Annotated in this window: 20 protein-coding genes and 1 tRNA gene; 8 read left to right on the forward strand and 13 right to left on the reverse strand. The window is 72.0% G+C overall.

Translation table 11 applies throughout. The features are described 5' to 3' along the window. Positions 1–70: 70 nt before the first annotated feature. Positions 71–1,636 carry a MocR-like pyridoxine biosynthesis transcription factor PdxR gene (pdxR, locus tag Pta02_RS36585; protein ID WP_239131513.1) on the reverse strand — a complete coding sequence of 522 codons (1,566 nt, stop codon included), beginning with the start codon at positions 1,634–1,636 and terminating at the stop codon, positions 71–73. 172 nt (positions 1,637–1,808) lie between these two features. Between pdxR and Pta02_RS36595 the strand changes: the two genes are divergently transcribed. After that, the gene (locus Pta02_RS36595; RefSeq protein WP_203879602.1) at positions 1,809–2,729 is read left to right on the forward strand and encodes a DMT family transporter; all 921 of its coding nucleotides are present in this window, start codon (positions 1,809–1,811) and stop codon (positions 2,727–2,729) included. 37 nt (positions 2,730–2,766) lie between these two features. On the opposite strand, the gene Pta02_RS42100 is transcribed toward Pta02_RS36595, so the two are convergent. The 6 genes from Pta02_RS42100 to Pta02_RS36625 all read right to left on the reverse strand — a co-directional run bounded on the left by Pta02_RS42100 (position 2,767) and on the right by Pta02_RS36625 (position 10,276). After that, on the reverse strand, positions 2,767–3,498 hold the full coding sequence (locus Pta02_RS42100) for a glycoside hydrolase family 16 protein (RefSeq protein ID WP_203879603.1): 732 nt from the start codon (positions 3,496–3,498) through the stop codon (positions 2,767–2,769). A 128-nt stretch (positions 3,499–3,626) separates the two neighbouring features. Then, positions 3,627–5,144 (reverse strand): AAA family ATPase, encoded by a 1,518-nt coding sequence (locus Pta02_RS36605; RefSeq protein WP_203879604.1) that lies wholly within the window; start codon positions 5,142–5,144, stop codon positions 3,627–3,629. Positions 5,145–5,293: 149 nt separating this feature from the next. Continuing rightward, positions 5,294–5,938: an FMN-binding negative transcriptional regulator gene (locus tag Pta02_RS36610; RefSeq protein ID WP_203879605.1), complete on the reverse strand. Its 645-nt coding sequence runs from the start codon at positions 5,936–5,938 to the stop codon at positions 5,294–5,296. 115 nt (positions 5,939–6,053) lie between these two features. Next, positions 6,054–7,196, reverse strand: coding sequence for a glycosyltransferase (locus tag Pta02_RS36615; protein WP_239131514.1), 1,143 nt, complete (start codon positions 7,194–7,196; stop codon positions 6,054–6,056). A gap of 115 nt (positions 7,197–7,311) precedes the next feature. Beyond that, positions 7,312–8,265, reverse strand: a complete 954-nt coding sequence (locus tag Pta02_RS36620; protein WP_203879606.1) for an anti-sigma factor RsbA family regulatory protein — start codon at positions 8,263–8,265, stop codon at positions 7,312–7,314. A 148-nt stretch (positions 8,266–8,413) separates the two neighbouring features. Continuing rightward, positions 8,414–10,276 carry a SpoIIE family protein phosphatase gene (locus tag Pta02_RS36625; RefSeq protein WP_203879607.1) on the reverse strand — a complete coding sequence of 621 codons (1,863 nt, stop codon included), beginning with the start codon at positions 10,274–10,276 and terminating at the stop codon, positions 8,414–8,416. Between the two features lie 125 nt (positions 10,277–10,401). Between Pta02_RS36625 and Pta02_RS36630 the strand changes: the two genes are divergently transcribed. Then, positions 10,402–11,118: an ANTAR domain-containing response regulator gene (locus Pta02_RS36630; RefSeq protein ID WP_203879608.1), complete on the forward strand. Its 717-nt coding sequence runs from the start codon at positions 10,402–10,404 to the stop codon at positions 11,116–11,118. A gap of 114 nt (positions 11,119–11,232) precedes the next feature. On the opposite strand, the gene Pta02_RS36635 is transcribed toward Pta02_RS36630, so the two are convergent. Then, on the reverse strand, positions 11,233–11,613 hold the full coding sequence (locus Pta02_RS36635; protein ID WP_239131515.1) for an STAS domain-containing protein: 381 nt from the start codon (positions 11,611–11,613) through the stop codon (positions 11,233–11,235). A gap of 201 nt (positions 11,614–11,814) precedes the next feature. Between Pta02_RS36635 and Pta02_RS36640 the strand changes: the two genes are divergently transcribed. From Pta02_RS36640 to Pta02_RS36650, 3 genes are all read left to right on the forward strand, one after another. Further along, on the forward strand, positions 11,815–12,591 hold the full coding sequence (locus Pta02_RS36640; RefSeq protein ID WP_203879610.1) for a SigB/SigF/SigG family RNA polymerase sigma factor: 777 nt from the start codon (positions 11,815–11,817) through the stop codon (positions 12,589–12,591). A 119-nt stretch (positions 12,592–12,710) separates the two neighbouring features. Beyond that, positions 12,711–13,166 carry an ATP-binding protein gene (locus tag Pta02_RS36645; RefSeq protein ID WP_203879611.1) on the forward strand — a complete coding sequence of 152 codons (456 nt, stop codon included), beginning with the start codon at positions 12,711–12,713 and terminating at the stop codon, positions 13,164–13,166. Between the two features lie 28 nt (positions 13,167–13,194). Beyond that, positions 13,195–14,526: an NAD(P)/FAD-dependent oxidoreductase gene (locus tag Pta02_RS36650; protein ID WP_203879612.1), complete on the forward strand. Its 1,332-nt coding sequence runs from the start codon at positions 13,195–13,197 to the stop codon at positions 14,524–14,526. A 159-nt stretch (positions 14,527–14,685) separates the two neighbouring features. On the opposite strand, the gene Pta02_RS36655 is transcribed toward Pta02_RS36650, so the two are convergent. From Pta02_RS36655 to Pta02_RS36670, 4 genes are all read right to left on the reverse strand, one after another. Continuing rightward, positions 14,686–14,871 carry a hypothetical protein gene (locus tag Pta02_RS36655; RefSeq protein WP_203879613.1) on the reverse strand — a complete coding sequence of 62 codons (186 nt, stop codon included), beginning with the start codon at positions 14,869–14,871 and terminating at the stop codon, positions 14,686–14,688. Between the two features lie 3 nt (positions 14,872–14,874). Next, positions 14,875–15,564 carry a hypothetical protein gene (locus Pta02_RS36660; RefSeq protein ID WP_203879614.1) on the reverse strand — a complete coding sequence of 230 codons (690 nt, stop codon included), beginning with the start codon at positions 15,562–15,564 and terminating at the stop codon, positions 14,875–14,877. A gap of 5 nt (positions 15,565–15,569) precedes the next feature. After that, entirely contained in the window at positions 15,570–16,256 is a 687-nt protein-coding gene (locus Pta02_RS36665; RefSeq protein ID WP_239131516.1) for a hypothetical protein, read from the reverse strand. Between the two features lie 381 nt (positions 16,257–16,637). Further along, entirely contained in the window at positions 16,638–17,081 is a 444-nt protein-coding gene (locus Pta02_RS36670; RefSeq protein WP_239131517.1) for a helix-turn-helix domain-containing protein, read from the reverse strand. A 111-nt stretch (positions 17,082–17,192) separates the two neighbouring features. Here Pta02_RS36670 and Pta02_RS36675 point away from each other — a divergent pair. Next, positions 17,193–17,269 (forward strand) — tRNA-Pro (locus Pta02_RS36675). Between the two features lie 82 nt (positions 17,270–17,351). Here Pta02_RS36675 and Pta02_RS36680 read toward each other — a convergent pair. Then, complete coding sequence (locus Pta02_RS36680; protein ID WP_203879615.1) at positions 17,352–17,885, reverse strand: tyrosine-type recombinase/integrase; 534 nt, start codon at positions 17,883–17,885, stop codon at positions 17,352–17,354. A 42-nt stretch (positions 17,886–17,927) separates the two neighbouring features. Between Pta02_RS36680 and Pta02_RS36685 the strand changes: the two genes are divergently transcribed. Together Pta02_RS36685 and Pta02_RS36690 are read left to right on the forward strand one after the other, a co-directional pair. Then, on the forward strand, positions 17,928–18,767 hold the full coding sequence (locus Pta02_RS36685) for a helix-turn-helix domain-containing protein (RefSeq protein WP_203879616.1): 840 nt from the start codon (positions 17,928–17,930) through the stop codon (positions 18,765–18,767). 66 nt (positions 18,768–18,833) lie between these two features. Beyond that, positions 18,834–19,415: a dihydrofolate reductase family protein gene (locus tag Pta02_RS36690; RefSeq protein ID WP_203879617.1), complete on the forward strand. Its 582-nt coding sequence runs from the start codon at positions 18,834–18,836 to the stop codon at positions 19,413–19,415. Positions 19,416–19,736: the final 321 nt, after the last annotated feature.

The following is a 19,736-nucleotide window of genomic DNA, read 5'->3' on the forward strand; positions in this document are numbered from 1 at the left end:
GGACAGCGGGCGCAGGAAGGGAGGACGGAGGGCGCCGGAAGGGAGGACGGAGGGCGCGGGCCGGGCGGGTTCAGGCGGGATCGGCGAAGCACCGGGCCAGCCGCCGCAGGCCCTCCTCGATCCCGGCCGGCCGTACCCCGCCGTAGCCGATCACCAGGCCCGCCTGCGCGGGGCTCTCGCCGCAGTAGGCGGCCAGGCTCTCCACGGCGACCCCGGCCCCGCGGGCACGTGCGATCACCCGGTCCACCTCGACCCGCGCGTCCGGCGCGAGCCGCGCGCACAGGTGCAGGCCCGCCGCCGAGGGCACCGGCCGCAGCCAGTCCGCGAAGCGGTCGCGCAGCGCCGCGGTGATCCTCGCGTGGCGTCCGGCGTACTCCCGAGTCGTCCTGCGGACGTGGCGGGCCAGCAGCCCCTCCTCGATGAAGCCCGCCAGCGCCGCCTGCGGCGCCGGGTCGCCGTGCCAGCCGGTGAGCATCCTGGCGGCGTGCAGCGCGGGCCGCAGCGAGGCCGGGGCGATGAGGAAGCCGAGCCGCAGCGCGGGCAGCAGCGTCTTGGAGAAGGACCCGGCGTAGACGACGCGGCCGCACCGGTCCAGGCCCTGCAGCGCGTCGAGCGGGCGGCCGGCGAAGCGGTACTCGCTGTCGTAGTCGTCCTCGATCACCACGGCGTCGTTGCGCTCGGCCCATTCGAGCAGCGCGGCGCGCCGGGCCAGGGACATCGGCGTGCCCAGCGGGAACTGGTGGGACGGGGTGACGTAGACCAGCCGGGCGTCGTCCGGCAGGTCCGCCACCCGCAGCCCCTCGGCGTCGACCGGGACGCCGGTCACGCGGGCGCCCAGGGACCGGAACAGCAGCCGGGCCGGGGGATAGCCCGGCTCCTCGACCGCCACGCGGTCGCCGGGCTCGATCAGCACGCGGCCGACGAGATCGAGCGCCTGCTGCGCCCCCTGGGTGACGATGACGTCGTCCGCGCCCGCCCGCACCGCACGCGAGGCCCCCGTGTGCCGGGCGATCGCCTCACGCAGCCCGGCGTGCCCGGCCGGCCCGGCGTACTCGGCGGAGCCGAGGGCCGAGCGGCGCAGCTCCCGGGTCAGGAGCCGCCGCCAGGTCTCCAGCGGGAACAGGGCCGGGTCGGGGCTGCCGACCCGGAAGTCGTACACCGCCCCGCCCCCGCCCCCGCCCCCGCTCGCGCCTCCGCCCCCGCCCCCGCCCCCGCCGATTCCGGCTTCGCCGTCCCCGGGCTCCGTGCTCCCGGGCCTCGTGCCCGCGGCGTCCCCGGAGCCCGTGCCCCCGGCGCTCCCGCCGGCCGGGACGGGTCCGGCCGCGATGGCCTCCCACACCGCCCGCGGCCGGACCCCCGCGCCCGGCGGGGCGTTCCTGGGCCGGGCGTGGGTGAGCGGCTGCGCGCACACGAAGGTGCCCGAGCCGACCCTGCCGGTGAGGAAGCCCTCGGCCGACAGGCGGTCGTAGGCCGCGGCGACGGTGTTGCGCGCCACCCCCAGCCGCCGGGCCAGCTCGCGCGTGGGCGGCAGCCGCTCCCCGGGCCGCAGGCGGCCGTCGAGGACGGCTTCGCGCAGCTCGCGGTAGATGCGCGCGGTCAGGTCGCCCCGCCCGGTGAGCCCGACGTGGAAGTCCATCCGCCTTCTCCATTGGCCCAATCGATATGAGAGATATTGGACCTTACACGCGGCCAATCCTCTCCCTAGTGTCGTCGATGACGATGGTTGCCCGAGGGAGACGAGGAACGACAGTGGCGACGGCGATGAGCGGCGTGCCGTACGGCCCGGCGGATCCGGGGAGCGTGGTCCGGTGAGCAGGCGGGGCTGGATCCTGTTCGCCCTGATGAGCCTCATCTGGGGCGTCCCGTACCTGATGATCAAGGTGGCGGTGGACGGCGTGTCCGTGCCCGTGCTGGTGTTCGCGCGCACCGCGGTGGGCGCCGCCGTACTGCTGCCGCTGGCGCTGCGCGGCGGCCGGCTGCGGGGGATCATGCGCTACTGGCGGCCGATGGCCGCCTTCGCGGCGCTGGAGATCATCGTGCCGTGGTGGCTGCTGTCGGACGCCGAGCGCCACCTGACCAGCTCGATGACCGGCCTGCTCATCGCGGCCTCGCCGATCATGGCGGTGGTGGTGGGACGGCTGACCGGCGACGCAGAACGCCTCGGCGCCGTCCGCTGGACGGGCCTGGCCCTGGGGCTGGCCGGGGTGGCCGTGCTGGCCGCGCCGGAGCTGCGCGGCGGCGATCCGTGGTCGATCACCGAGGTGCTGCTGACGGCGGCCTGCTACGCCACCGCCCCGCTCATCGCCGCGCGACGGCTCAAGGACGTCCCGGCCCTGCCCATGACCGCCCTCTGCCTCGGCCTGGCGGCCCTGGTCTACGCGCCCCCGGCCGTCATGACCTGGCCGGACGCCCTGCCCTCCGGACGGGTGCTGGCCGCGCTGGCGGGACTGGCCCTCATCTGCACGGCGCTGGCGTTCATCGTGTTCTTCGCGCTCATCCGTGAGGTCGGCGCCTCCCGGGCGCTGGTGTTCACCTACCTCAACCCGGTGGTCGCGGTGGCCGCGGGCGTGGTGGTGCTCGACGAGCCGCTCACCCCCTCGATCCTCGCCTCCTTCGCACTGATCCTGGGCGGATCGGTGCTGGCCACCCTCTCCCGGGGCGGAGCCGGGGACGCCCCCGCCCCGCCCGCCGGGGAGCGGCTCACCGAGGAGTCCCCCGCGCGGCCCTGACCCTCCCGGACCCTCCCGGACCCTCCCGCCGGGGGCCTCAGCCCCGGTAGGGGTAGACGCGCACCCAGTCGACGTACATGCTCACCGTGGCCGGGGTGGAGGCGTTGCGGCACGGGGACCACTCGTTGCACGTCACGTCGTTCTGCAGGGCCAGGTGCATGGAGTGCCCCCGGGGCACGTTGGAGCCGCGGTAGTCCCAGACCTTCCTGCCGTCCAGCCAGAAGGTCAGCCGGTCGGGCAGCCAGTCGACCGCGACCGTGTGCCAGCGGGTGAAGTCGGCCCTGACCGTGCGCTGGGCCTGGCGCCGCTCGCCGCGGTGCACGAAGATGCCGCCGGAGCGGCGGGCCGGATCGATGATCTCGGCGAAGTCGACCTCGGCGTACTCCGGCCGGCCCTGACTGCGCGGCCACAGCAGGGCCAGCGGGGTGTAGCCGGCCCCGCGCTCGGCCCGCATGCGCACCTCCCAGCGGCCGTAGCGCTGCGCCAGATGGGTGGCCACGCCACCGGACAGGTCGGCGCCGCCGTACATCCCGCCCTTGAGCCGCAGCACGCCGCCGCTCACGCTGGTCGCCCTGCGGGTGCGTGGGTTGGTCTCGGCGCCGGGGGAGTGGTAGACGACCCACTTGCGGCCGTCGAGGCGGGTGCCGTCGAAGTGCTCCTCCAGGACGGGCTTGCCCCAGCCGGGAGCGGCCAGCGCGTTCTGGGCGGGCAGGAGGCAGAGGGACAGGGCCACCGCTGCGGCGCCCGATAACGACCTGCGAATCGACATGCGCCTATAAAAGCAATTATTTCCCTCTGATAACGGACTTATCGTAATTTCACACCCGTCTCGCACCCCGGCCCCGCGGGCGGGGTCAGGACCGGGTCCGTCAGGCGGGGAGCGGGCCCGCGAGCGGGTCAGGGACCGTAATCGGCGTACCCGATCACGGCTCCGTCGTCATAGGGGCCGGGACCCACGGCACCGGGAACCATGCCGCCGGGGGGCATCGGCGGCCCGTCCTCCGGGTCGTGCTCGCCGGAGCCGAGCAGGGCCCGGGTCAGCGACTCGCGCTCGCCGAGCATCTCCTCCAGCGCGGCGCCCAGGTGGGCGTCGGTGAGCGCCGAGACGGCCTGCCCGGCGCCGTCCCCTCCGGCACCTCCGCGCAGGGCGACCAGCACCGCGCGGCGCAGCAGCTCCTTGAAGAAGGAGGCGGTCGCCCCCTCGGTCCGGGCGACGACCGGATCGGGATCGGCCTCCAGCCGCAGGTCGCGGGCGTACAGGCGCAGCAGCGCGGCCCGGCCCGCGGCGTCCGGCTTGGGGATCTCCACCGCCAGGTCCACCCGTCCCGGCCGGTCGGCCAGCGCCCGCTCCAGGACCCCCGCCCGGTTCGTGGTCAGCACGAACGCCACGTCCGAGTCGGCGCCCACCCCGTCCATGGCGTCGAGCAGCGCGAACAGCAGGGGGTTGCCCTCCTGGGTGAACGAGCGGTCCATGGCGACCAGGTCCACGTCCTCCAGGACGATCACCGCGGGCTGGAGCCGCCGGGCGAGCCCGGCCGCCTGGCTGACGAACCGGATCGCCGACCCGGTCATCACGATCACCGTGCACCCGTCCATCCGGCCCATCAGATAGCGGACCGTGTGGGTCTTGCCGGTGCCGGGCGGGCCGTGCAGCAGCAGGCCCCGCTTGAGGTGCTGGCCGTGCTCGCGCAGCCGTACGGCCAGCTCGCCGATGCCCACGACGTGCCGCTCGATCGTCTCCAGCACGCCCTCGGGCAGCACCACCTGGTCGGCGGCCATGTCCGGGCGGGGCAGGAAGGTCACCAGGTCGTTGCCCCGGTGCTCGCTCCAGGCGAACGACAGCACCTGGCCCCGGTAGACGTCGTGCTCGCGCATGAGCGCGCCGATCTCGTCGCGGACGGCCACCGCCTCGCGCCGCTCGGCGGCCAGCACGGTGACCTGCGACTGCCGCGGCCCGTGTTCCTGCGGGCCGCGCAGGCCGACCACGACGGGGGAGCCGCCGGGGGAGCGGGTCAGCACCAGCCCGAGTGTGACGACCTCGGTGGTGGCCTCGGGGCCGATCGGCGCCGTGCCGTAGTCGACCGCGCCGATCTCGTAGCGCTCGTAGCCGCGGGCCGCGCCGGCCAGCATGTTCACGTAGTCGTCGTGTTCACGTCCCTGCCCGGCGATGCCGAACCACTCGGCCCGCGGGCTGTAGCGGGCGAGGTAGGCGTCCGCGCCGCGCTGCAGGTTGGCGTGCTCCCAGTTGGGGAAGGTCTCGGTGACCGAGACCACGTGCCTGAAGTCGCAGCCGAGATGGCCGGTGACCCTGACCACCAGTTCGGCGGGTTCCCTGGCCTCCTCCAGGACGTGGTGGGCCTCGCTCATGAGGTCGCTCAGCGCCCTGGACAGATCCTTCGCGTCACCGAGATCCATGTGTCGTCGCCTCCCGTGCCTCCACGATGGCAGAGAGGCTCGGCGGGCGCGCGGTGTTTATCGGCTTATAGCGGGTTTTAGCGGACGGTGTGTTCTCCGTCCCACCGGACGGTGCATCCTCCGTCCTCCCGAACGGTGCGTCCTCCGCCTCAACGGACGGCGCGCTCCCCGGCCGTCTCCCTTTCCAGGCCCCGCAGCAGACGCGCGCGGGCGGCGGCGTCCCCGGGCCCGCCGCGCTCGGCGAGCCGCCCGGCGACGTGGCGCCGGTGCGCCTCGTCGACGTTGCCGCCGTACTTGAACTTGCCGTCCACCCTCCGGATCGTCAGCCGCAGACCCCGGATCCCGGCGAAACGCCGCTCGTGCTCGGCGGGATCCACCAGGGCGTCCCCGCCCTCCAACTGCGCGATCTGCGCCCGGAGGATCTCGGCCTTGCCCGCGGCGTCGGTGACGACCTCGGCGTGGCACAGCAGCTGGACCGCCGCGTAGTAGGTGGTCGGGATGCCCCGGCGCGGGTCGTCCTCGCCGGGCAGGACCTTCCAGCCGCCCTTCACGTAGGCCCAGTCGCCCGCGACGGACAGGACCACGGCCGGGTTCTCCTCGACGGCGGCCCAGACGGGGTTGGGCCGGGCCAGGTGGAGCAGGACCGTGCGGTCGTCGGCGAGCAGGAACTGGGTGGGGACCACGACCGGGACCTCGCGGTCCCGGCCGCCCGCGACCAGATGACCGAACCCGTTGGACCGGACGAAGGCCAGGGCCTCGTCCTCGGGCGCGACATCCCATGGGTGGATCAACATACGGCCACCGTATATCCACCGGTCATATGATCGACGAGGTCCCCGGCGCCGGGGCGCGGGCGCGGGGACCTCGGGGGACCAGGGGAACCCAGCACTGGGCCGGGAGGCCCGGAACTCAGTGCTGAGCGGCCAGAGCGTCCTCGTAGACGCGGACGAGTTCCTGGCTGATCCGCTCCCAGGAGTAACGGGACCGGACCCGGTCGGCGGCGGCGAAGCCCAGGGCCGTACGGCGGGTCGGGTCGGCCAGCAGCTCACGGGTGAGCCTGGCGGTCTGCGCGGGGCGGTCCGGAGCGACCAGCAGGCCGGTCACCCCGTCGACGACGGAGTCCATGTGCGCGCCCACCGCCGAGGCGACGACCGGCACGCCGCAGGCCATGGCCTCCAGCGTCACGACGCCCGCCGCGACCTCGCGCGGCAGCGAGACGACGACGTCGGCGCTGCGCATCAGCTTGGGGACCGAGGCGTGCGGGACCTGCCCCAGGAAGGTGACCCGGTCGTCCACGCCGAGCTCCTTGGCCAGCAGCCGGGCCTGGTAGGCGTCGGCGTCGTGCTCGAGCTCGGCCGCGACCGGGCCGCCGGCGATGAACAGCTCCGCGTCCGGGATGCCGCTCAGCGCCCGGATCGCGGTCTGCACGCCCGCGTTCTCGGCCAGCGAGCCCACGTGCAGCAGGCGGGGCCGGGTGCCGCGCGGGGCCGCCGGTCCCTGACGCCGGAAGCGCTCGATGTCGACGCCGCAGGGCACCACCGCGATGTTGCGGCGCGGCACGCCCATGCGGATCATCTCGGACTCCTCGTCCCCGCACCCGACGATCACCGCGTCGGCCCGGCGGCCGATCGCGCGCTGCAGCCGGGCCTTCTTGGCGTCGGCGCAGGCGGGGCGGGTGAAGGTCTGGGTGACCGGGACGCGCAGGTTGCTCGCACCGGCGATGGCGGCCAGGCCGCCGGTCCAGGAGTGGGCGTGGATGACGTCCGGCCGGTCCTGACCCCAGCGGTTCATCAGCTGGCCGCTCAGGTCGGACAGGTAGGGCAGCACGCCGTCCTCGGGCAGGTCGCGGGCCGGACCGGCGGCGAGGTGTTCCATGGTGACGCCGTGGGCCACGCGGACACGCGCCTTGCCGGAGTCGGAGCCCCTGCGCGTGTAGATGGTGACCTTGTGGTCCCTGCCGAGCTCACGGGCGACGGCCAGCATCTGCGCGCGCTGAGCGGACTGGTCGTTGGCGGCGGACGGAGCGTCGGAAGCGACAAATGCAATATTCACGGCACACCTCTGGGGGAGATAGGCATGGAAAGCCTGGACTTCCAGGGGGTGCCTGCGTCTTAGGCACTCATCTGTATGCACCAAACAATACCCGGATCCTTCCGGGTGGCAAACCTCAGTATTTCCGGCTCTGTCGTAGTTCTTCCGCCCGGGAACTCGGTACGTGCACCTGGACCGTGCACCCGTCCGCGTCGTGGTGGATGTCCAGCCGATCGCAGAGCTGGCGGGCGATCCACAGCCCGTCACCCGGCCCGGCGGTGGGGCTCGGCGGCACGAAGCCGGCCAGCGGGTCGGTCAGGCCCCCTCCGGCCCGGTGGACCTGGCAGACGATCGCCCCGAACCTCTCCCACAGATGGACGGTGACCGGCGGGTCCAGATGCCCGGCCACCTCGTTGACCGCCACCGCGAGCAGGGTGGAGCGGTCCCTGCTCAGCCCGAAGAAGGTCGCCTGGTCGGAGACGAAGGAGCGCAGCGTCGGCAGCGTCTCCACGTATCGGGTGATCGCCTCCTCGGGAGGGGGCGGCAGCGGTACGGCATCGCATTCGAGGACGAAGTCCGCCGGGTCGGTGTACTCCGGGCAGAGGGCCGAGGCCCGGCCGTCCTCCGACAGCGAGGGGTGGGTGCGCCTGGCGGTCGCGATCAGAGCGGGGTCCAGGACGCGGGTGTCGTAGGGGCAGATCATCCAGACGTTGGTGCCCTCCAGCAGCAGGTTCTGGATCGCCTCCATGCGCTGCCAGACGCGCACGTCCCCGGGCGCCCGGCCGGTCCACACCGGTTCGGAGATCACCCGCACGTGCCCCCCGTAGGGGGCCTCCGGGCCCCGCCGGCGCCAGTAGCGGTGGAAGGCGGTGGTGCGCTGGACCGGCCGGCGGCCCAGGAAGGCGGCCTCGGCGTAGTCGACCCGGCGGCCGTCCCGGCCCAGGGCGTCACCGAGGAGTTCCAGGTTGGCCGGGGTGGTGGAGACCAGGACCGGCTCGCCCTTGGCGAGCCCGTCGTAGACGAACGGCAGCGCCACGGTGAGGAACCGCTCGTCGGAGCCGTAGAACGCCGCTTGGTGAATGGAAGTCATGGGAGGTCGTCTCTGTCCGGACGCCGGCCGGGCGCCGCGTCCCGGCCGTGGTCAATGCCGACTCGCCTGTACACCTCGTCTCCGTGGCCCCGGCGCTGGTGCGCGACCCGGTGTGCGCCGGGTCATGGAACGTTAAGTTATACGATCCTCACACAACGCGCAGGGCAAGTATCACGATCTCGTCCCAGACCCGTCCGCCGGAGAACGCGTGCCTGTCCTCCTCCACCGCTTTGACCACGGTGGCCGGGGACTGCGAGACGCACCGCGCCAGGACGTCGGCCAGGCGGCTCTCGCCGTAGGCCTCCCCGTGCTCGTTGCGCGAGGCCACCAGCCCGTCCGAATAGAACAGCAGGGTCTGGCCCGCCGACAGAGTGATCTCCTCGTCGTAGGTCTCGGCCTCGGGGGAGATGCCCAGCGGCACGCCGCCCCCGGCGGTGAAGCGCACCGCTCCGTCGGGCTGCAGCAGCGCGGCGGGGTGGTGCCCGGCGCTGGAGAGCCTGATCCGCCGTCCCTTGACGAACCCGGCCACGGCCATCACGAACATGCCGTTGTTCTGGGCGACCAGCGCCTGGTTGAGCTTGCGCAGGGTCTCACCCGGGTCGCTCTCCCACACGCTGAGCACGCGCAGCCCGTTGCGCACCATGGCGCTGACCGAGGCGGCCTCCTCGCCCTTGCCCGCCGCCCCGCCCAGAGCGAAGCCCCAGCCGCCGGAGAAGGGGAAGACGTCGTAGAACTCGGCCCCGACCTGACTGGAGCCCGCGTGGTAGATCGCGGCGGCCTCGAAGCCGGGGATGTCGGGCAGGGTGCGGGGCACCACGCTGGTGCGCAGCGCGTCGGCCGCCTGCGACCTGTTCTGGAAGCTGCGCCGGGCCCGCAGGGCCAGCCCGAGGTGCGCGCCGATCTCCTCCATCAGGCCCAGGTCGGCCAGGGTGAACGGCTCGCGGTCGCGCAGCCGTACGAGGGTGAGGGTGCCCGCCGCGCCGTCCTGGTCCTGGATCGGCGCGCACAGCACGGAGGCGGCGCCCATCACCCGCAGCAGCGGCGGCCCGTCGGGGACGCCGCCCAGCAGCGTCTCCTCCTCCAGCATCTCGTGCACCACGCCGCCGGAGCCGCTCGTGAGCACGTGGGCGATGAGCGGCGCGCTCAGCGGGTTGAGGTTCTCGACCACGCGCACCAGCTCGGCCACCGGCTTGTCGACCGGGCCGAGCACGCAGGCCCGGCGGGGCGAGCCGTCGCGGACCACGTCGGCGATCACCCAGTCGGCCGCCTCGGAGGCCAGCAGCCGCGAGGCCCGGGTCACCGTCACCGGCTGGCGGAGGCTGTCCTCGTCCAGCAGCAGGCGCGTCATCCGCGACAGCAGCTCCTGGCGGCGCGCGGAGGCCATGACCAGGTCGGAGTCCGACCGGTCGGCCGGTCCCGGCGGCGTCTGGGAGACCTGGGTCTCCAGCGGCAGGACCAGGACCGCGGTCATCTCGTGCGGCTCGCCCGGCATGACCAGACGGGTCAGGGCCAGCTGCACGGTGTGCGCGCGGCCCTGGTGGGTCAGCCGGGTCTGGAAGGTCACCGTCTGGCCGCTCTGCCGTACCGCGGTCAGGTGCGAGCGGAAGGCCGCGCGGCGGGAGACGTCGACGAACAGCGCGAACGAGCGGCCGATCACGTAACCGGCCGGGCTGCCCAGCAGCCGGGAGGTCTCGGAGCTGATGCGCCGCACCGTACCCGAGCCGTCCAGCACCACCAGCGGGACCGGCAGCGTCTTGAACACCTGGCGCAACAGCTTGAGCTCCCGCTGCGAGCCGCTCTCCCGCTCGCCCGATCGCTTGGGCGCCTTGCGCAACTCGCGCAGGGCCGAGTCCAGCAGGTCGCGGGCCGTGTCCAGCTCGGCGAGCGCGGCGTCGAGTGTGGAGCGCGGGTCGCCGGGGTAGGCGGACCGGGTTTCGCGTAGGGAGGACACCCTGGTGGTGAGCGCGTCCAGCGCCTGCTCAAGTGCGGGAAGGCCAAAGGCTTCGGTCAATGCTCGTCCTCGTCTCCGGCCGGGATGAGGCGGGTCCCGCCTAGACGGTACGCCACCCGGTGAAGCTTATCGATGCGATGTCAGATAGTGATTAAGTTATCCATACCGGGAAGGGATCTCACGACATGGACATGGTGACCCCGGTTCTCGCCCGGGACCTCGCCGCCCTCGGCAGGGTCAGCGAGGAGACGTCCAGCGAGAGTGTGCTGCGAGGGCTCACCACCACTCTGGCGGGCGGAGTCCCCGGTTGCGCGGGCGGGACCGCCGAGTTGTGGAGCGGGGAACGCCTGGTGGTCTCGGCCTCGCACAGCGAGCTGGTCGTCCTGGTCGACAGCGAGAACGACCTGGGGGAGGGGCCCTCGGCCGAGGCGCGCGCCACCGGCGGGCATGTGATCGTGCCGGACGTGCTCAGGGACTCCCGCTGGCCGTCCTACACGGCGATGGCGGTGCGCTGCGGAGTGCGTTCGATCCTGACGATGCCGATCACCGTCGAGCGCGCCGTGCTCGTGCTTGGCCTGTACGGCGTGCGCCCCGGCGTCTTCGTCGCCCGCGGCGTGCGCTCCCTGGCCGACATGCTCGCCGAGCAGGTGACCGTGGCGCTGGCGAACATGTGGGACTACGACGAGGTGCGGACCGACGCGGCCCAGATGCAGGAGGCCCTGGCCGGCCGGGCCATCATCGACCAGGCCAAGGGCATCATCATGAAGTCCAGCGGATGCTCGTCCGAGGCGGCCTTCGACGAGCTGCGCCGCATCTCCCAGCACCACCAGGTGAAGGTGGTCGACCTGGCCAGGCTCCTGGTCGACGAGCACCAGCGCAACAGGGGGCGGAAGCGGGACTGAGCCCGCAGGTGCGGTTCCCGGGCCGAGGCGGTTCTCCGGCCGGGTTCAGGTCCCGGGCCGGGTCCGGGCGGGGTGGGCCGGCCCGGTCAGGCCCGGGCGGTTCTCCGGCCGGGTTCAGGCGGGGCGGCCGAAGGCGGCCAGCGCCTCGTCGACCGTGTCGTACAGCGGCAGCCGCTGCGCCAGCCCGGTGATCCACATCACCTTGGTCTTGGAGTATTCCACCCCGGTCAGGGCGAACCTGCCGCCCCGGCCGGTGCTGACCTGCCACTGGTGCACGATGAGCCCGAGGGCGCGCGAGTCCATGAAACTCACGCCGCTGAGGTCGATGACCATGTCGGGACCGTGCTCGGCGGCCTCGGCTGCGAGATAGTCAGCGAACTGATCGCGTGTGGTGGCGTCGAGCAGACCCATCACCCGGATCACGCTGATCTCGCCGACCGTCGCCGACGTCAACGTCAGGGCAGTCGACCCGTCACCGTTCTCCGACACCGTCACCCAGATCCTCCTAGCGGTTCGCATAGCAACCTTACTGTTACCTGGCGGAGAGTAATACTCCCGGAATCCGGGTAATACTCGATTCGAGGTCCAGCAGAGGGCCTCGCCTCGAAAAGTGGTCGAGGCGATGCCGTCTGCCCGGAAACTCCTGTTGCTTCCGCTGGCTCCGGCACCGCCCGACAGTCATATCAGGGAGCAGCAATGTCTGTTCAGGCGATCGAACTCACCGACATGACCGCCGAGGAACTCCTCGCCGAGATGGTCCAGCCTGAGGTCTCCGAATACCGCGCCGAGCGCCTGCGTGAGCGCATCGTCGAGATGCACCGCCCGCTGGCGATGGAGATCGCCCGTCGTTACCGCTACCGGGGCGAACCGCTGGAGGACCTGCTCCAGGCCGCGTACGTCGGGCTGATGAAGGCCATCAACGGCTACGACCCGACCCTCGGCCACGCCTTCCGCGGCTACGCCGTCGTCACCATGACCGGTGAGGTCAAGCGCCACTTCCGCGACCGCACCTGGGCCATCCGGGTACCCCGCGTCTACCAGGAGCGCAGGGCCGAGCTGAACCGCCTGGTCGCCGATCTCAGCCAGGACCTCGGCCGCTCCCCGACAGTCGCGGAGCTCGCCGCGAAGATGAATATCTCCGAAGAGGACGTCCTGCTCACCCTGGACGCCTCGGCCGCCTACAGCGCGCTGTCGCTGGACGCGCCGCTCGGCACCGACGACGACGCCGCCGCGCTGGGCGACGTCATCCCCGACGAGGACGACGCGCTGTCGGTCCTCGTGGACAGGGAGGCCGTCAAGCCGCTCATCGACAAGCTGCCGCCGCGGGAGAAGAACATCCTGCTGCTGCGCTTCTTCGGGAACATGACCCAGGCGGAGATCGCCGCCGAGTTCGACATCTCCCAGATGCACGTCTCGCGGATCCTCCGTAAGGTGCTTGACCAGCTTCGTGAGGAACTCGTCGCCGAATGCTGAATACGCCGCCCGTTACGGGGCAACGAAGTCGGCGGGACCGTGGGTGGCATAGAGTGCGTTCCGGTGAGCCGCGGGGACTCAGGATAATGGCGTTCCGGGACAGAGGAGGCGGATCGCGGGTGAACGAAGACGGTGTTCGTCCCGCTCGCTTCACGGCGGCCGGCGGCCGGCTCTCATCTCCCGCTGCCCGCAACGCCGCCGCCGAGATCGCCTTCTGCCTCCCCGACCTGCCCGACGTGCGCGACTTCGCCGCGGCCCAGGCCCGGCGCGGCGGCATGGCCGCCGACGCCCTGCCCGACTTCCTGGTCGCGGTGAACGAGGTGGCGACCAACGCCGTCACCCACGGGCATCCCAGCGCCAAGGCGGTGCTGCGCATGTGGACCGCCGAGGGCCACCTCGTCGTGCAGATCCGGGACGAGGGACGGTGGGCCCCCACCGGCCCTCCCGGGGAGACGGCTCCCGGCCCCTACGCCACCAGCGGCATGGGGCTGTGGGTCGCCCGGCTGGTCAGCTCCCGCATCGACTTCGAGACCGGGCCGGAGGGGACGGTCGTCACTATGGCCTTCGCGATCTGAAAGCGTTTTTCAGGGTAGGGACCGTCCCATGACCAGACCTCCCCGCATTCTGATCGTCGGCGGCGGTTACGTCGGCATGTACACCGCCCTGCGGTTACAGCGCAGGCTCCGCCGCGGAGAAGCCCGCGTCACCGTCATCGACGCCGACTCGTACATGACCTACCAGCCCTTCCTGCCCGAGGCGGCGGCGGGCAACATCGAGCCCCGGCACGTCGTCGTCCCGCTCCGGCGGGTCCTGAACCGGTGCGAGATCCTCAACGGCTGGGTGGTCGGCATCGACCCGGACGCCCGCACCGTCGAGATGCGCCCGCACAGCGGCCCGCCCCGCATGATCGACTATGACCTGCTCGTCTTCGCTCCCGGCTCCGTCTCACGCCTGCTGCCCGTCCCGGGCCTGGCCGAGTGCGGCATCGGTTTCAAGAGCGTCGAGGAGGCCATCCACCTGCGCAACCACGTGCTGGCTCAGCTCGACCTGGCCGCCTCCACCACCGACGAGGAGATCCGCAGGCGGGCCCTCAGCTTCGTCTTCGTCGGCGGCGGCTACGCCGGGGTCGAGGCCCTGGCCGAGCTGGAGGACATGGCCCGCGACGCCTGCCGCTTCTTCCCGTCGCTGCGCCCCGACGACATGCGCTGGGTGCTGGTCGAGGCCACCGGGCGGATCCTGCCGGAGGTCGGTCCCGAGATGGGACGCTGGACGCTGGAGCAGCTCCGCAGCCGGGGGATCGAGGTGCGCCTCGGCACCCGCGTGGAGTCCGCGGAGAAGGGCCACATCGTCCTCGACGACGGCACCGAGTTCGACTCCTCCACCCTGGTGTGGACCGCCGGCGTCAAGCCGCACCCCCTGGTGAAGGCCAGCGGGCTGCCGCTGGACGACAAGGGCAGGATCAAGGCGACCGCCGCGCTGACCGTCGACGGCTCCTCGACCGTGTTCACGGCCGGGGACTGCGCCGCCGTACCCGACCTGACCAAGCCCGGCCAGATGTGCGCCCCCAACGCCCAGCACGCCGTACGGCAGGCCCGCACGCTGGCCGACAACGTGGTGGCCACGCTCAGGGGCGGGGAGCTGGTGAAGTACCGGCACGCCTACGCCGGCTCCGTCGCGAGCCTGGGCCTGCACAAAGGCGTCGCGCAGATCTACGGCGTGAAGCTGCGCGGCTTCCCCGCCTGGTTCATGCACCGGACCTATCACCTGTCGCGGGTGCCGACGTTCAACCGGAAGGTACGGGTCCTGATCGACTGGACTCTCGCCCTGTTCTTCCGCAGGGAGATCACCTCGCTCGGCCAGCTGGCCCACCCGCGCCAGGAGTTCGAGTTCGCGGCGCGCCCGGAGCAGGCGGCGGAGGCCCGTCCGGCGGGCTGACCGGGATCCGCCCGCCGGGTTGATCGAGGAGCGTGCGGAGAAGCGGAGAAGGGGCGCCGCCCTCGGGCGGCGCCCCTTCTGCCGGGTCCGGGTTCTTCCGTTATCGTCCGGCTGCGGTTCCGGCGGTCTCCCGGCCCCGATCCGGGATCCCGGCGGAGGTCACCTCCTGCGGCGCCAGTTCCCTCCACGCCACCCGGCCGTGCCGACCCCGGCCTGGTGCAGCGCGAGGAGGAGCAGTCCGAGGAGCATGAAGGTGGTCCCGCTGATGCCTCCTCCGAGGCTGGCGTCGATGAGGTCGAGCAGCAGTCCGAGGCCGAAGACGATGGCGGCGGCGATCGCGAGCATCGGTCACCTCGTCCCGGCCGACGTGACGGGCAGGCCCAGCAGCGCCTCGAGCGTCGAGCGGTAGTCGCGCAGAGCCGTACGGAGCTGCTCGGTGTCGTTCTGCTCGACGTCCTTCCAGCGGCCCTGCAGCTCGGAGGACCGGGCCTCCAGCGCCCTGCGGACCGAGGAGGTCACCTCGTCCAGGAGGGAGTCGGCGCGTTCCACCGCCTCACGCGGGTCGTCCACGAAGCCGGCCTGGACCTCCTGCCAGCGCCGCCGGATGTCCTCGGGGTCGTGATCGAACAGGGAGGCCCGGGTGGCGTGCTGGGCCGGCTGCCCGGCCGGGGCGACCACGGCACCGGAGTGCGCGGGGTCCAGATGGGCCGGATCCGGGTGGGCGGGGTCGGGCTGGGCCGCGATGGCCCGGTCGGCGTCGGTCAGCGGCGTCTCCCGCTCCGGCACCTCACCGGTCCGGCCGGCGTCGTCCCGGGTGTGATCGAGAGCGTCGTCCCGCCTGTCGTCTCGCGTGTCGTCATCGAGGGGGGTGACGTCGTGCGCGGGGTGACCGGCCGGGGCGTCGCCGTACGGTGCGGCAGGGCGCGCCGAGGGATCCACGGCCGCGTCCTCGCCGCGCTGCGGCGGAATGTTCGGCTGCGTGTCTTCGTTGGTGTGAACCGGCTGGCCGTAGACCAGCCGGTCGGGTCGGTCGTTCATTCGAGTCACCGTCCTCGGGTGTCGCGGGGGGCGTTCCGCTCGTTCTCGCTGATCCGCTCGTCGTGGCCGTCATGCCCGGGACGCACGGCGTCGTTCCGGGTCTCCTCGCGGCGCGGATCGGCATGCCGCAGGGAGTGGCCGTCATCGGCCGCGTCGGTGTCCGAGGCCTGGAGAAGCTCCTCGAACAGCGCGCGGTAGTGCACCATGGCCTGCCGGAGCTCCTCGGTGGAGGACTCGTTGCGAGCGGCACGGCCACTGATCTCGTGGGCCTTGCGGTAGTGGTCGAGAGTGCGGCCGTGGGCGACCGACAGGTCGGCGATCCGCTGCTCGAAGTCCTCGGTCGGGTAACCCCGGTCGGCCATCACGGAGGTCACCAGATGGTCGGCCTCGGTCACCGCGAACCCGGGGGCGTCCACGAACCGCTCCTGGACCTCGGTCCACTTCTTGGCGTAGGCATTGCGCGCCTCGGCGTCGAGCGAGCGGATGTCGAGGGAGCTGAACCGCTGCTCGCGGGCGAGGAGCTCCTGCTCGGCCTCCTTGCGGCTCTCACGCTCCTGCAGGGTGCGTTCGTACTCGGGGCCGAATTTCTCACGGAGCCGGTGCCGGCGTTGCTGCTGCACGACGAAATAGCCGATTGCGATGATCGCCACCACCGCGACCACGACGACGGCCACCCAGATCACGGTGGACATGTGCGCCTCCGGTTGTGTTAGCGGTTGTCCCGCCAGCTGCCCCGGAGGACCATCTCAAAACCGTCCCTTTGCCGTCGCATTACCCCACAACCGTCCCTGTTGCCGTCTCCCCCCGCGGGGAGGCACCGGGTCACCGGAGGAGGGGACGGCGGTCACCGAAAGGGCGCAGTCACGAGAAAGACCGCAGCCGCCGTAGGGGCCGGAGGCGGGAGAGAGGCCGCAGTCGTAGGGAGCCGGAGGCCTCCAGCCCCACTTCTCGTACGCCCGGCAGCCTTAGCCGACGGCCTCGGTCCCCGTCCAGGGCCTCGGCTCGCGGCCGTGACCTGAGTTTCCGGCCATGGCCTGAGCTCCCGGCCATGGCCTGGGTTTCCAGCCGTGACCTCAGCTTCCGGCCATGGCCTTCCTGGCATCGGAGAGAACCCCGTCGATCAGCGATGCACCACCCGCGGCCGGCACCTCGTGGAACCCCTGCTCGGGGTCGTAGGAGATGTCCATCCCCGCGGCGACCAGCCGTTCGGCCCAGCGCAGCGCGGTGTTGAGCTTCTCGGAGGGGATCGTCCTCCCCTGGGCGACGGCCGACAGGTTGCGCAGGTTCGTGGCCGGACCCGACTGGTTGTGCGCGCGGTCGAGCTTCCACGGGATCGCCCGCGAGTGGTCGAGCATCGGCTTCGAGAGCCCGGCCGCCCGCTTGGCCTGCAAGATCCCCGACTCGCTCACCCCGAACCGCGCGGCCAGCTCCGCATTGGACAACCCCTGCCCGGCCAGCCGCCGCAACTCCTCTTGATCGATCAGCGCCTTGCGCCCCACGTTCCCCTCACCCTTCACCCGATCACGATCACCCGGCGACCACCTCGGCGTGCACACGCCCGCCGGATCTGCGCTAAGGTTATGACGTCCGCCCGCGAGGGGAGGTCCGCAAGGACCACAAGGACAAACCGGGACGTAGCGCAGCTTGGTAGCGCACTTGACTGGGGGTCAAGGGGTCGCAGGTTCAAATCCTGTCGTCCCGACCAGGTAATCACTGGTCGAAGGGGTTTCGGAGGTTCTCCGGAGCCCCTTTTCCGATCTCCGGGAGCCAAACGGGGAGCCACCCGGTTACGCGGACCGGTTCCGCTTCTTGAGGATCTTGTCCATGGCCTGGGCGCCCTTGGTGAGCGCCGGCCGAATCTCGTGCCGGTAGACGGCCTCGGTGACGCCGGTGCCCGCGTGCCCCACCAGATCGGCGATGATCTCCAAGGGCACGCCCTGGTCGCTCATGATGGAGACGAAGGAGTGCCGCAGCTCGCGGGGCACCCGGCCCGGTCCGATCTGCGCTTCCTCGGTGATCTTCCGGAACGCCCGCCGTACGTTCGCGGCATCCGGCGGGGTGCCGACGCCGGTGCAGAACACCAGGCCGTGATCGTGCCAGGCTGCGCCCGCCTTCAGCCGTTGGGCGGCCTGGCGGCTGTGCTGCTGCCGCAGCGCCCCGGCGGCGATCTCGGGTGGTTCCAGGATGCGCCGGGACCTGCGGGTCTCGGTGTCACCTCCTGCTCGCTCGGCCCGCCACGCGTAGACGGCGAACAGCCCACGGCCGGGCGCTCGTCCGGGATCGGCGCCGGCTCGATGCCGGCGGCGGCGAGACTGGAGCATCCCGGCGTGCGATGCCGGCGGGGCGTCGGCGATGCTGTGGGCGTGGAGTACGTGTCCAAAGTGCCGCGACCGCCGCTGGACGGGCTGATCGACGACCTTTACTACCTGGAGGGCGCGCCGCCGTACGCCCGGCTGATGCTGCCGCCGATGCCGGCGGCCCTGCTCGTCGTCAACCTCGGGGCGCCGTTCCGCATCCGCGCCGGCACCGACATCGAGACGGCCGAGTACGCCGACGGCTGCGTGGTCACCATGCCCACCCGCGCCTTCGAGTTCGGCTATCCGCCGGAGACCCGGTCCGTCGGCGTGCACTTCAAGCCGTGGGGGCTGGCGCCGTTCCTGCCGATGCCCGCGGCCGAGCTGTGTGACCGGCCGGTGACGGTGGAGCAGGTTTGGGGCCGGCCCGCCATCGCTGAGCTGCGCGACCGGCTGGCCACGGCGGGCGGACCGCACGAGATGCTGACGCTGCTGGAGCGGGAGCTGATGCGACGGCTGTGCGAGACCGCCGGCCTGGGGCTGGTCCGCCATGCGAGCAGCGTCATCGCGGCGACCAGCGGGGCGGTGGCGATCGGCGACCTGAGCGTGGCAGCCGGTGTCAGCGGCACTCATCTGGCACAGCGGTTCAAGGAGCTCGTCGGCGTCACGCCGAAGCGGCTGGCCCGCACCCACCGCTTCACCGCCACCGTGTTCGCGATCAACCCCGCCGGACCGATCGACTGGGCGGATCTCGCCGGTGGCGCGGGCTACTTCGACCAGGCCCACTTCGGCCACGAGTTCCGGGCGTTCACCGGGCTCACGCCGACCCGGTACCTCGAAGTCCGGCGGCGGTTCCTGCGCGAACATCCCGGCCACGCGCTGGACGGCTGGCCGCTGCCGGCCGATTGATTTCTTACAAGAGCGACGGCTCACGACACGCTAATTTGAGGGCACCCCGAAGCAGAGGAGAGCCCCGTGGGCAAGGTGGTCATGTACAGCTCGGTGTCGGTGGACGGCTTCGTCGCCGACGAGAATGACCAGCCCGGACCGCTGTTCGAGTGGTTGTCCAGCGGTGAGGTCCCGCTGGACGAGAGCGGCGAACTGAAGGTGTCGCAGACGTCCTACGACTACACCCGGGCGTACTGGGACCAGATCGCAGTCACGATCGTCGGCCGCCACGTCTTCGACCTGACGGACGGCTGGGGCGGCAAGCCGCCGAGCGGTATCGACCACGTGGTCGTCGTGTCGCACCGGCCGATGCCCGAGGGCTGGGACCCCGAGGCGCCGTTCCACTTCGTCGACGGCGTCGAGGCAGCCGTCGCCAAGGCGCAGGAGCTTGCGGGCGACCGCGTGGTCGAGGTCGCCGCCGGCGACGTCGGTGGCCAGGTGCTCGCCGCGGGCCTGGTCGACGAGGTGCGCATGGACGTCGTACCCGTCGTGTTCGGGTCCGGCAAGCGCTACTTCGGGTCGGTCCGGGCGCAGCACCTGCTGGAGGATCCTGAGGTGGTGATTCAGGGCAACCGGGTGCTTCACCTGCGCTATCGGGTGCGCCGTTGACCGATCTGAGCGGGTACGCGAAGAAGTCCACTGCGAACGGTGACACAAGATCGGGCCTCCGGCTGCGTTCGCGCATCGCTGTCCCCGGTCGGGCAGCCGACGCCGATCCGCCCCGGCACCTCACCTGCGGCACGTTCAACTCAAGATCACTGGTCGCCGCGACACCACCCGCGTGGACTACAAGACCTGCTGAGCCCTGTACCGCGCCTCCAAGCGTCCCGGTCCGGCCTGTGCAGCACAGGCCGGACCGGGACGCTTTGAAGTAAGAGCTCCTCCGCAGACGGTGAGCCCGACCAGGGCATTGAGAAATCTGCAGGGTGG

Origin of the sequence: Paraplanobispora takensis (genome assembly GCF_016863195.1) — a bacterium.
Classification (GTDB): Bacteria; Actinomycetota; Actinomycetes; order Streptosporangiales; family Streptosporangiaceae; genus Planobispora; species Planobispora takensis.